Below are 11525 nucleotides of genomic sequence, written 5' to 3'. Positions count from 1 at the left end.
GTCTTGACCTGGCCTGTTCGATGAACTGCGCATCGCGCAGTTCATCGACCCCGGGTCCAGCGCTTGCGCTGGTCCGGGTCCAGGGGTGGACAACCCCTGGTCGGGGTCCGGGGTGAAACCCCGGCGCTACGCCGTGGAACGCGCACGCGCGGGGCGCGGCGGCTCTTTCGCCAGCCAGAACAGCAGCACCCCCGCTGCGACCAGCACCACGTCGCGTAGCACCGTCAACATCGTCACGGGCCCTGATCCCTCGCCGAAGCAGCCGCACGTGATGTTCACGCCGCGTGCGACCACGGAGGCCACGGCCACCGTGAAGACCCCGAGCACCAGCGTGGAGGCGAACGCGCTGGCGCGCATCCATGGCCTTGGGGCTGCGAGCAGGGCGAGGCCGAGGACGATCTCCACGGTTGGCAGCGTGGCCGCGAGTAGCGGAGCGAGATCCGGCAGGAGCTGGTAGTTGTGGATCTCCAGCGCGAACGAGGTCGGGTCGTAAAACTTGAGCGCGCCGGCTGCGAGGAACATCCCGCCGAGACCGAGGCGCAAGAGCCAAAGAAGTGCGGTCTTCACGGGCTCGGCTCCTGCTTGTGGGTGAGGGCGCAGCCGGGACACGGACCCGAGGCGCACGCGAGGCCCTCCTGCTCCCAGGCGGAAAAGCCGCCGCGCAGGACACGCACGTCCATCTTCAGCCCGCGACGGCGCAGCGTCTCGGCCACCTCGTAGGCCTCCTCCGTCGACTCGCCGTACACCACGATCGTCTGCGCGTGGCCGAGCTCCTTCATCGCTACCTCGGCGCCGCTCGCGGTTGCGTCGCATGGCAGGTGGATCGCGTCGGCCACGTGCCCGGCTGCGAAACGCTCGGCCGTGCGCGTGTCGGCGAAGAGCGTGCCCGGCTGGCCGCACAGGGTCGAGGCCTCGCGTGGCGTCATCTCGATCACGGGCGCCTCTTCGGCTGCGGTGGTGGTGCATGCCGTGGGCGGCTCGAAGCCGACGAGGGCGACGCCTGCGGGCCGTGCTGCGTTGATGCCGAGGCCGAGCACGGCGCCTCCGAGGAGCAGCGCTGCCGAGCGCAGGACGAGGGGTCGATCGAGCCCGGACGACATCCTCCTGCGAAGCTAGCGCGGAAGCGGCGAGGAGGCGAGGTATGCCGCAGCGCGTGGGTGCGGGTTGCCTCCATTTCGCGCTTCCCATCTCCTCGCTTCCCGGGTGATCATGGCCGCGCTCGATCGACCCCGAGGACCCGGATGAGCGATCCCATCGCAGCGCGCAAAGGCGATCATCACCTCTGTTTGCAGCATGTCGGCAAGGACATCTTGCCTGCTTGCGCACCGACCATCCTCGTCGGCGGCGAGCCTGCGGCTCGTGTGACCGACCAGCTCGAGTGCACGGGCTCGCCGCCCGACATCATCGGCATCGGCGAGCCCACGGTGCTGCTCGAAGGCAAGATGGCGGCGCGCTTCGGCGATGGCACGCTCCACGGCGGGCTCATCGACGAGGGTTGTCCCACGGTCATCATCGGCAAGATGACCGCGGCGGACAAACGCATGCGCCTCATGGAGCGCTTGCGCCTCATCGACCAGGCCCGGCAGCGCGCGGCTTCGATGCCGAACGGCCCCGAGAAGGATCGCCTCTCGAACGCGGCCGAGCGGCTCGCGCGGAACAACCGCTCGGTCGAGGACGCGCGCCTCGTGAACGACGTCTACAGGACGAGCGGCGCGCCCGAGGGCTGGACGCGCCTCGGCCCGAACGATCTCCCGCCGGAGCTGCGCAACGCCGTCTTCCACGATGACAGCACCGGGTTCTACTCCGACCTCTACCGCTCCGACATCGACGGCAGCTACAGGCTGGTCATGCGCGGCACGGAGTTCGAGACCTGGAAGCAGTGGAACGGCAACGACTGGCTCTGGGGCAACCTCTCGCAGGGCACGGGCTTCGAAGGGGCGCAGTACACGCAGGCCGTCGAGCTCTCGCGGCAGGTCGCCGCGGTCTACGGCAACAACGCGAGCATCGCCGGACACTCGCTCGGCGGCGGCCTCGCGTCGGCTGGCTCCCTCGCCTCGGGCCTGCCGGCGAACACCTTCAACGCGTCGGGCATCCACGACAAGACGTACGAGCGTTACGGGCTCGATCCTTCACGGACGAACGATCTCATCGACGCGTACCAGGTCGACGGCGACATCCTCACCTGGGCGCAGGAGCACTCGCCCATCTCCGGGCTGATGCCGGACGCGATCGGCAATCGGTACGGCCTGAACGCGGTGAACCAGAATCCGGACGGCAGCTTCACGGCCCGGCAGTGGCCGCCGGAGCCGACGTTTGATCACCCGGACAGCGGCTGGGGGTATCTGAACCCGTTCGGCATGGCCCGGCGCACGAAGGACTGGGCGGCGGCGGAGATCGACCAGGAGAAGAAGCGGTTCGGCGAGATGATCGAGCGGCACAGCACGCACGAGGCCGGCATCGAGCAGCAAAAGAGCCAGGACATCGCGACCATTCAGGGGATGATGTGAAGGACGTTGAGCAATTTGCCGCAGGTCTCGAGGGGATTCTGGGCCCGAGGCCGCCCGTCCCGCCCGCGAACGAGGTGTTTCCGAGCGAGCGGCTGCGCGAGGCCGCGGCCGCCGCCGAGCGTGGCGACGTGGCCACGCTGCGCGCGCTCGTCGCGCGAGGCGCGGATCTCGACGAGGTCGTGCCTTCGGACGTGAACCTGCTCATGTACGAGCTCGTCGCGAAGAACGAGATCGCCGTGCGGGCCTTGCTCGCGGCGGGCGCGAATCCGAACGTGCTCACGAAGATCGGCACGTCGCCGATGCTCGTGGCCGCGACGAGCCCCGATCCGCGCTTCCTCGTCCTTCTGCTCGACAACGGCGGAAACCCGAACCTCGAAAACCAGAAGGCCGTTCCCCTCGCCCACCAGGCCCTGAACTTCGGGCAATGGCAAAACCTGGGGATCTTGTTCGATCGTGGCGTCCCCGTGGACGTGAAAAACAAGATGGAGCAGACGCCCGCGCTGCGGCTCGCGTATCTCAATCGATACGACGAGGTGCACAAGCTGCTCGATCGCGGCGCGGATCCGGACGCGAAGGATCAGGTCGGGTTGTCCGTGCGAAAGCTCGCGGAGAAGCCGATCCCGGCGGCGGATTCGCCGCTCGAGGGGTGGCGGCGCAAGGTCGCCGAGCGGCTCGGGATTCCGGTCGATCAGCCGAGGTAGAGCTCGACGAGGGCGCGCGCTTCGCTGTCGAGGTGGGCGGCGAGCGCGCGGGTTTCGGCTGGCGAGAGGGCGCGCAGGGCTTCGCCGTGGCGCGCGCGCAGCTCGGTTTCGAGATCCTCGCGGACGAGCGCGAGCACCTCGCCGAGCCGCGCCGTGTCCCCGGGTCGCGTCGGTCCGACCTTGGAGACGGCGGCGTTCAGGCGATTCTCGTTCACCAGGGACGAGGCCTCGTGCACGAGCCAATCGAGGGGCGAGGCCGAAGGCGCGCGCGGGCCGGACCATTTTTCCGCTTCGTGAAAACGCTCGTCCTCGGAAAACTCGGGGATCTTGCGTTTCACGACGGGACGCACCACGCCGGCGCGCCTTGGCACGACGAGCGCGCGGGCGGGCTTCAGGACCACGCCTTCGGCCTTGTTCGAGGGTCCGAGCGAAGGCAGGCCGAGGCGCGCGGGGATGGTGGTCTCGAAGCCCAGCGGATAAGCGAGCGCGTCCTCGTAGCGGCCACGAAAGAGCGGCCGCGCGAAGGGAATGCCGGCGTCCTCGCACGCCTCGCGGGCCTCGTCCTGATCGAGGTACACGCGCTCGGAGACACCTTCCCGGACGAACCCCACGTCGAACGCGCAGAACTCGATCCCCGGGGCATACCAGCAGCCGGTCTGCACCGGCTGCACGCCGGTCGCGGGCGGGACGTCGGGGTGCGGGTATCCGCCGCCGAAGAGCTCGCCATACACGAAGACGAGCGTGGCCTTCGGCTCGCGCGCCGCCGCCCGCCCGAGCACGTCACGCACGCCACCCGCGAATCGGCTCAGCACGCCGCGATGACCAAAAAAGTCTTCGTCCTCCGCGAGCCATCCCTTTCGCTTGGCGCACCGCACTTCCCTGCCCTCCGTGACGAAGCAGAAGTTCGCGCCGTGGATCTTCTCGGTGACGATCCACTCGGCGCGACTCGCCGCGCGGTGGGCTGCTTCGTCGTCGCCGAGTGCGGCCGCGAGGCTCTCGGCGATCTTTTCGTACGGGGAGAACGTCATAACTTCGGGTTCCCCGAGCAGAGCCATTCACAGCCGCAGACCTCGAGCTTGTGCCCCTTCTCGGCGCAGGCGTCCTGGAAGGCGGCGCTCGCCGGCTCGGGCGTGCAATCATCCTTCGCGGGGGCGCAGGCCTTGCCGTGGCCCTCGGCGTCGTAGTGTTGCTTCGCGCCGCCGCTGCCCGGATCGCCGGCGCAAAGCATCTCGCAGCCACACTGGATCATGCGGAAGCCGCCGAGCGAGCAGCGATCGGCGAGGTCGCGGTCGGGCGAGACGGTAGGGCAATCGGCGGGCGGAGGCTCGCAGGCCTTGGACTGCCCGCGGGCGTCGTACCCCTTGGCAGGCGCGATCGCGGCGCGGGGCGCCTCGGCCGGATTCGGCGGAGGCGTCTGGCCCGCGCAGGCGAAGAGGGAGGCGGCGAGGACGAGGAGGAGCGGGCGCGAAGGAATGGGCATGGCGGCGGGCGAGGAGACCACTCGCGGGACGAGGCGTCAATGGGCGGGAGCGGGAGCGGGAATCAAAAAATCCCGCTCGGGGACGGCGAAAGTGGCCGGGCGACGGCTCCTCTGCGAGGGTGAAATCGGCGGGTTCATTCTGCGCAAGCGCCCCTCCGGCGCATCGGGGAGATCAGGCCTCATGCCGTTCACCCCGGCGGTGTTCTCGCCGGTACGCGCCTGGTGCCACCCCGCCCCAGCGCTTGAAGGCCCGGTTGAACGACGCCTCGCTCTGGTAACCGATGCTCTCCGCGACTTCGATGAGCGGAAGCTCGCCCTCCCGAAGGAACTGGGCGGCCTTCGTCATTCGCCACCGCGCGAGGTACTCGAGTGGGGGCTCTCCGACGAGCGAGTTGAAGCGCGCGGCGAAGCTGGACCTCGAGAGGGCAACGGCCGTCGCGAGACTCTCGACGGTCCAGGGCTCGGCGGGTCTCTCGTGGATGAGGGAGAGGGCCTTGCGGATCTGTGGATCCGCGAGCGCACACAGCCCGTGCTGGTGGCACTGCCTCGCCGCAATGTGCGTCCGGAGTGCCTGCACGAACAGGATGTCCGCGAGCCGGCTCATGATGACGGTCGCGCCCGGGCTTACCGAGGCACTCTCCGCGATGAGCAGTTGCACGAGGGGCGAAAGCGAGGGGGACGTCGCGGGATCGTCCGCGGTGACGTGGATGACGCGTGGAAGCCCCTCGAACAACGGCGTGCGAGGCGCGGCACCGAGCCGGAAGGTCCCCGCGACCAGGGTGGTGCGGGCCCCATCACCGCCGAGCCGGATCGGCCCTACCCCGCGGGCCCGCTGACATTCGCCGTGTCCGAGCATGTGGAGCGGGCTGCCTTCCGCATCGCGCAGCGTGTGCCCTCCGCCGTGCGGAAACAGCGCCAGATCGCCGGCGGACAGGACGATGGCTCCCTCGACGCCCTCGACCTCCAGGCGAGCGCTCCCACGCGCGACGATGACGATGTGCGCGCCGGGGCTCTCCGGGAACCGGATTCCCCAGGGAGCACCCAGCTCGAAGCGACCATGCATGAGGGTCGTCAGACGCATCGCGTCCAGCACATCCGCGAGGACGTCGGTTACCGGCTCGTCCACCGGGCCTGGACGATCGGTCAATTTATTTGGACTGGATGCCATGGCACGTCCATAGCGGCCTGCGCATTTTCTGTCCACCCGACCTCAACAAGGAAAGAACCATGGCAACCGCTTCGAAGCTCCTGTCCCCCTTCCGCCTGGGCCGCCTCGAACTGAAGAACCGGATGGTGATGGCGCCGATGACGCGCAGCCGGGCGCTCGTGGATGGCAACGTGCCGAGCCCCCTGGCACCGACGTACTACGAGCAGCGCGCCTCGGCGGGGCTCCTCATCACCGAGGCCACCCAGGTCAGCCCCCAGGGCGTGGGGTACATCCGCACCCCCGGCATGCACTCACCCGAGCAGGTGGCGGGCTGGAGGAAGGTGACGGACGCCGTCCATGCATTGGGTGGAGTCATCTTCGCCCAGCTCTGGCATGTCGGGCGCGTCTCGCACCCGGACTTCCATGACGGCCAGTTGCCTGTAGCGCCCTCGGCGATCGGCTACGAAGGAGAGGCCTTCACGTGGAAGGGCAAGACGCGCATCGTGACGCCGCGAGCGCTCGAGACCGAGGAGATTCCCGGCATCGTCGAGCAATTCCGGCGCGCGGCCGAGAACGCCCGGGAGGCGGGCTTTGATGGCGTCGAGCTGCACGGCAGCAACGGCTACCTGCTGGACCAGTTCCTGCGGGATGGCTCCAACCAGCGCACGGACGCCTACGGCGGCAGCATCGAGAACCGGGCGCGCTTCCCGCTGGAGGTGGCCCGGGCGGTGGTGGGTGTCTGGGGCGCGGAGCGGGTGGGCTACCGGCTCTTGCCGCAGCCGTTCCCCTACGCGGGCATGAAGGACTCCACCCCGGTCGAGACGTTCACCTACATGGCCCGGGAGCTCGGCCGGTTGGGACTCGGCTACCTGCATGTGACCGAGGCCGTGTCGGGCAACGCGGTGCCGAGCGCGGAGCAGCGCATCACCCCGCTGCTGCGCAAGGCCTTCCAGGGCGCCGTCATCGTCAACGGCGGCTACGACGCGCGAGCTGGAGAGGAGGCACTGGCCCGCGGCGAAGCCGATCTCGTCGCCTACGGCGTGCCGTTCCTCGCCAATCCGGACCTCCCGGAGCGTTTCCGGCGCGAGGCCCCGCTCAACCCGCCGGACGCCGCCACCTTCTTCACGGGCGAGGAGAAGGGCTATACGGATTATCCGGCGCTGCCCTGACTCGAAACCGGGGCTTCAGGAAGATAAGGGAGCGGTATTGAGAAAAGAGGGTGGCAGGTCCTCGTTGTGTGCGTCGAGGTACTCGCAGATCGCCTTCTCCAGCTCGCGCACGCTGCAATGAACGCCGCGCCGTAGCGCACGTTCGGTGAGCGGCGCGAACCACCTCTCGACCAGGTTGAGCCATGATCCGTCGGTCGGCGTGAAGTGCAGGTGGAACCTCGGATGCGATGCACCGAGAATTTTTACGAACGTCAGTCCCAGGACACTAGAATGGTCCAACCACCATGCTCTTCGCTAGCACCAACCTGGTCGCCCGCATCGAGGAGGCCGAGTGCGGCCTCCTCGCCGACAGCATCGACGTGGTGCTGCGCCGGGACCCCGGCACGGGCCCCTTCGTGATCCCGCTGGCCGGGGGCATCGCCACCTTCAGCGCCCCGGGCTCTCCGCTCAACAAGGTCGCGGGCCTCGGCTTCGCGGGCCCCCTCGACGAGGGCGCCCTCGCAGCGGTCGAGGAGGCCTTTGCAGAGCGAGGGTCGCCGGTGCAGGTGGAGATCGCGACCCTCGCGGACCCCTCGATTGGCCAGAAGCTCACCGCGCGTGGGTACGTGCTCCAGGGATTCGAGAACGTGCTCGGCCGGAGCCTGCCGGTCGAGCACGAAGCGCCGCGGGCGCCTTCGGTCGAAATCCTGCCGAGCCCCCTCTCGGAGCTTTCCGCGTGGATCGATGTCGTGGTAACCGGCTTCGCGAGCCCCGACGCGCAGGGCGTCCCCTCCCACGAGTCCTTCCCGCGCGAGCTCATCGAGGGCATCATGCGCGACATGGCCTCGACCGGCGGGTTCTCCCGCTACCTGGCGCGGCGCGACGGCGTGATCGCGGGCGGCGCCAGCATGCGGCTCGCAAAGGGCGTCGCCCAGCTCTGCGGCGCGGCGACCCTGCCCGAGCATCGGCGGCGCGGGGTGCAAAGCGCGCTCCTCTCCGCGCGGCTCGAGATCGCCACCAAGGCCGGCTGCGACGTGGCCGTGGTCACGACGCAGCCAGGGTCCAAATCGCAGGAAAACGTGCAGCGGCAGGGGTTCGAGCTCCTCTATACGCGCGCCGTCCTCGTGCGGAGCCCGAGCTGAGCTGGGAGGCGCTGAGCTGGGGCGTTGCCCCAGGCCCCACCAGGGGTTGTCCACCCCTGGACCCGGACCAGCGCAAGCGCTGGACTCGGGGTCGATGAACTGCGCGATGCGCAGTTCATCGAACAGGCCGAGTCAAGACCAGCGAAGGCCTGCCCATCAAGACAGCCGCGCTGCCATTTCGACTAGCAACGCCGTCCTTGGTCTTGCCACTGGCCCGTGGAAGAACCGCGCATCGCGCGGTTCTTCCCCAAAGGTCCAGGGCTTGCCCTGGTTCGGGTCGAGGGGCGAACAGCCCCCGCGGGGTCCGGGGCGGCGCCCCGGCGCTACGGCCCCCAAAGGTGCTGCCGTCGCCGGGGATGCCAGATCGGCGTCGGACGAGCCGCATGCGGCGAGGAGGAGGCACGTAAGACTTCTTCAACCCGGGCTAGGACAGGATTTCGACGTACCCTTCCGTTCCATGCACGCGGATGCGTTGCCCATCCTTGATCAGCCTGGTGGCATGCTCCACGCCGACGACGGCCGGCAAGCCGTATTCACGGGCGATCACCGCGCCGTGGGTCATCAGTCCCCCCACTTCGGTCACCAGGCCCTTGATGGACACGAACAACGGGGTCCAGCTAGGGTCCGTGAAGGAGGTGACCAGGATATCGCCCTCGGCCAGATTGGCATCGGCCATGTCCAAGAGGACGCGGGCGCGTCCCTCGACAACACCCGAAGAAACCGGGAGACCGACAATGGCTTCGGCGGGGAGAGCTGCGCGCTTGTAAGCACCCGCGACGATTTCACCATCGGACGTGATGACCCGCGGTGGCGTCAGCTTCCGATAGAGCTCGTGCTCGTCCTTGCGCTGGCGAACGAGCTCGGCATCCAGCTCGTTCGTGCGCACGACCTCGCGAAGCTCCTGGAACGTGAGATAGTAGATGTCTGCTTTCTCATGGATCACGTTGGCCCGCACGAGCTCTTCGGCTTCTTTCAGCAAGGCCTGCTTGTAGACGAAATAGCGGTTCACGATGCCGTACTTCGGGTATTCGCGATACCCGATGAGGCTCCGGAGCCGGCGGATCATCCGTTGCGCTTCTGCGGCCTTTTGATCTCCATCCGGCAATCGCTTCAATCGATCCAGGAGCGCTCGTTCCTTCTTCGAGGCCTCCTGTCGCCCTTGCTCGAACTTCCGGCCGCCGGCGCCAGGCTCGAAGTTCTTGACGTTGCCGAGGATCAAGGGGACGAGGGTCGTGGGGCTCTCGCTCCAGCGCGTCCTCGTCACATCGATCTCCCCGACGCAGCGCATGCCGTACTTGTCGAGGTAAGCGGAGATGGCTTCGCGGGCCTCCGGTCCACCCGGGAGCCGGGTCAAGCCCTCCAAAAAGCCTTCATCCTTCGCCGTTTGTAAATAAGCAACCACCTCCGGATGAGGACGGATCACATCCGCGACGTCCAAGAGCGAAAGCCCCATTTCCGAGGTGATGTTGTTCGGTACGGACTGAGAAAGCGCGTCCGCTGCGTTCTTTTCATCCAGCCATTCCATCATCTTTTCGTTGAGCCACGACGAAGCATTCACGGCGGCCATGATCATGCCGAGGCTTCGTGGATCCATCGTGCTCTTCGTCAGATGCTGGACGTCCTCCAGGATGAAATCGAACAGCTCCGTCCCGGATTTCGTCTGGATGTCCCGCTTCAGCGCTTCGATCAACGCCTGGCTGCGCGCGATCAGATCAGCCACGATCGCCGCATCGTCTTCGACCGGCGCCTGGTGACCCGCTGGCGGCGTCCCCGGCTTGCCTCGACCCGGCCCCAATGCGTGCGGATCGGCGGGCGCCGATTCGATGAAATCCCCCCGCTCGATGACGGTCGTCAGAGCGTCCCTGATGAGCGGATCGGATCGGCCCAGGCCATTCAACACGACGTCCCTGCTGGCCGGTGAAGCCAGCTCCTTCGTGAGATCGACGAACAACCTCCCACCCGCTTCGTACATGGGGCGACCGGCGGTCAACTGGAACAGGGACAGCCCCAGGGGCTTCATGGGGTCGGTCATCATCTGTTGATGGCCGACGGATACATAGACGTGATTGCCTTGGTCGAACGCCTTGGGGATGGGGAACAAGGTCGTGATCGGCCGGCTCTGGACGATGTAGAAATCATCCTCGACCAGGCACCATTCGATGTCCTGGGGGCGACCGAAATGCCCTTCGATCCGCCTACCCAGGCGCTCGAGTCGCCCGATCTGCTCCTCCGTCAGCACGGGCTGGTTCTGCCGCCCGGGCTCGATCGAAAGCTCCTTCGTACCGCCCTCCTTCAAGGCCCAAGTCGAAAGCTTCTTGGTGGCGATCGCCTTCTCGATGACCTGGCCATTCCGTACCTTGTAGCCATCGGCGTTCACCAGGCCGGAAACCAGGGCCTCCCCCAAGCCGAAGCCAGCCTCGATGGACGACACCTTCCGGTTCGAAGTGACGGGATCGGCCGTGAACAGGATTCCGGCCGCCTGCGGGACGATCAGCTTCTGCACCACCACCGCCATGTGGACCTTGCGGTGGTCGAAGCCGTTTCGAAGGCGGTAAATCACCGCCCGCTCGGTGAAGAGCGACGCCCAGCACCGGCTGATGTGCTTCAGGATCGCCGGCTTCCCGATGACGTTCAGATACGTATCCTGCTGGCCTGCAAAGGAAGCCGTCGGCAAATCCTCCGCCGTCGCGCTGGACCGTACGGCATAGGCCCCTTCCTCGCCAAGTCTGGCGAGATAGCGGGAGATCGCATCGTGCAAGTCAAAAGGGATGGCGATCCCTTCGATGATGCCGCGGATCTCCGCGCTGAGCTCCCGGACTCCCTCGCGGTCTTCCGCCTTCAGACGCGACAACCGATCGAGCCATTCGCCAAGCGACGGCGCCTCTCCCAGGATCCGCTTGAAGGCTCCGGTCGAAACACAGAAGCCATCCGGCACGCGGACCCCTTCCAGCCTGGAAAGCTCCCCCAGGCTCGCACCTTTCCCCCCGACATCCATGATCCGGGTCCGGTCGACCTCCTGGAAACCAAGCACAGAAGCACGCATCGGTTCACCTCCCTTCTCGAAGGGCGCCACTATAACGCGAATGAGAGGGTGTTCCACAGGCGTCGCGAGGCGTCGCGCCGGGGCGCTGCCCCGGGCCCCGCGGGGGCTGTTCGCCCCTCGACCCGAACCAGGGCAAGCCCTGGACCATTTGGGGAAGAACTGCGCGATGCGCAGTTCTTCCCACAGGCCGGTGGCAAGACCATGGAGGTGCGTTCCACGCTGGCGACGTCATGGGTCGAGACGTCAGCGCTGCTGTCTTGGCTGGCAGGGTCGTCGTTGGTCTTGACTCGGCCTGTTCGATGAACTGCGCATCGCGCAGTTCATCGACCCCGGGTCCAGCGCTTGCGCTGGTCCGGG

10 protein-coding genes and 1 pseudogene are annotated in these 11525 nt (G+C 67.5%); 4 read left to right on the top strand and 7 right to left on the bottom strand.

What is annotated here, in order from left to right; genetic code table 11:
- Positions 1 to 126: 126 nt before the first annotated feature.
- On the bottom strand, positions 127 to 567 hold the full coding sequence (locus tag KEG57_RS54530) for a MauE/DoxX family redox-associated membrane protein (RefSeq protein ID WP_272428429.1): 441 nt from the start codon (positions 565 to 567) through the stop codon (positions 127 to 129).
- Positions 564 to 1100 carry a rhodanese-like domain-containing protein gene (locus KEG57_RS54525; protein WP_272428428.1) on the bottom strand — a complete coding sequence of 179 codons (537 nt, stop codon included), beginning with the start codon at positions 1098 to 1100 and terminating at the stop codon, positions 564 to 566. The genes KEG57_RS54530 and KEG57_RS54525 overlap by 4 nt, the downstream gene beginning before the upstream one ends.
- Before the next feature lie 141 nt (positions 1101 to 1241).
- On the opposite strand from KEG57_RS54525, the gene KEG57_RS54520 reads away from it, so the two are divergent.
- Complete coding sequence (locus tag KEG57_RS54520; RefSeq protein WP_272428427.1) at positions 1242 to 2507, top strand: PAAR domain-containing protein; 1266 nt, start codon at positions 1242 to 1244, stop codon at positions 2505 to 2507.
- The gene (locus KEG57_RS54515; protein ID WP_272428426.1) at positions 2504 to 3208 is read left to right on the top strand and encodes an ankyrin repeat domain-containing protein; all 705 of its coding nucleotides are present in this window, start codon (positions 2504 to 2506) and stop codon (positions 3206 to 3208) included. Before KEG57_RS54520 ends, KEG57_RS54515 begins: the two co-directional genes overlap by 4 nt.
- Here KEG57_RS54515 and KEG57_RS54510 read toward each other — a convergent pair.
- The 3 genes from KEG57_RS54510 to KEG57_RS54500 form a co-directional block, all read right to left on the bottom strand.
- Positions 3196 to 4236 carry an RNA ligase family protein gene (locus KEG57_RS54510; RefSeq protein WP_272428425.1) on the bottom strand — a complete coding sequence of 347 codons (1041 nt, stop codon included), beginning with the start codon at positions 4234 to 4236 and terminating at the stop codon, positions 3196 to 3198. The genes KEG57_RS54515 and KEG57_RS54510 overlap by 13 nt on opposite strands.
- The gene (locus tag KEG57_RS54505; protein ID WP_272428424.1) at positions 4233 to 4688 is read right to left on the bottom strand and encodes a hypothetical protein; all 456 of its coding nucleotides are present in this window, start codon (positions 4686 to 4688) and stop codon (positions 4233 to 4235) included. The genes KEG57_RS54510 and KEG57_RS54505 overlap by 4 nt, the downstream gene beginning before the upstream one ends.
- 172 nt (positions 4689 to 4860) lie before the next feature.
- Positions 4861 to 5856, bottom strand: a complete 996-nt coding sequence (locus KEG57_RS54500; protein WP_272428423.1) for an AraC family transcriptional regulator — start codon at positions 5854 to 5856, stop codon at positions 4861 to 4863.
- A gap of 59 nt (positions 5857 to 5915) precedes the next feature.
- Here KEG57_RS54500 and KEG57_RS54495 point away from each other — a divergent pair, with 59 nt between their 5' ends.
- Positions 5916 to 7004, top strand: a complete 1089-nt coding sequence (locus KEG57_RS54495; protein ID WP_272428422.1) for an alkene reductase — start codon at positions 5916 to 5918, stop codon at positions 7002 to 7004.
- A gap of 15 nt (positions 7005 to 7019) precedes the next feature.
- Here the strand turns inward: KEG57_RS54495 and KEG57_RS54490 are convergent.
- Positions 7020 to 7229: pseudogene (locus KEG57_RS54490) on the bottom strand (IS630 family transposase); the annotation flags it as partial.
- A 59-nt stretch (positions 7230 to 7288) separates the two neighbouring features.
- On the opposite strand from KEG57_RS54490, the gene KEG57_RS54485 reads away from it, so the two are divergent.
- Positions 7289 to 8125, top strand: coding sequence for a GNAT family N-acetyltransferase (locus tag KEG57_RS54485; protein WP_272428421.1), 837 nt, complete (start codon positions 7289 to 7291; stop codon positions 8123 to 8125).
- Positions 8126 to 8549: 424 nt separating this feature from the next.
- Here KEG57_RS54485 and rph read toward each other — a convergent pair whose 3' ends face one another.
- Complete coding sequence (gene rph / locus KEG57_RS54480; RefSeq protein ID WP_272428420.1) at positions 8550 to 11168, bottom strand: rifamycin-inactivating phosphotransferase; 2619 nt, start codon at positions 11166 to 11168, stop codon at positions 8550 to 8552.
- Positions 11169 to 11525 lie beyond the last annotated feature (357 nt).

The organism is Polyangium jinanense, from assembly GCF_028435365.1.
This window is presented reverse-complemented; position numbering and strand designations above follow the sequence as displayed.

Coding starts and splice junctions, on each gene's coding strand:
- KEG57_RS54525 (WP_272428428.1), bottom strand. CDS start 1,100: ATGTCGTCCGGGCTCGATCGACCCCTCGTCCTGCGCTCGGCAGCGCTG.
- KEG57_RS54520 (WP_272428427.1), top strand. CDS start 1,242: ATGAGCGATCCCATCGCAGCGCGCAAAGGCGATCATCACCTCTGTTTG.
- KEG57_RS54510 (WP_272428425.1), bottom strand. CDS start 4,236: ATGACGTTCTCCCCGTACGAAAAGATCGCCGAGAGCCTCGCGGCCGCA.
- KEG57_RS54505 (WP_272428424.1), bottom strand. CDS start 4,688: ATGCCCATTCCTTCGCGCCCGCTCCTCCTCGTCCTCGCCGCCTCCCTC.
- KEG57_RS54500 (WP_272428423.1), bottom strand. CDS start 5,856: ATGGCATCCAGTCCAAATAAATTGACCGATCGTCCAGGCCCGGTGGAC.
- KEG57_RS54495 (WP_272428422.1), top strand. CDS start 5,916: ATGGCAACCGCTTCGAAGCTCCTGTCCCCCTTCCGCCTGGGCCGCCTC.
- KEG57_RS54485 (WP_272428421.1), top strand. CDS start 7,289: ATGCTCTTCGCTAGCACCAACCTGGTCGCCCGCATCGAGGAGGCCGAG.
- rph (WP_272428420.1), bottom strand. CDS start 11,168: ATGCGTGCTTCTGTGCTTGGTTTCCAGGAGGTCGACCGGACCCGGATC.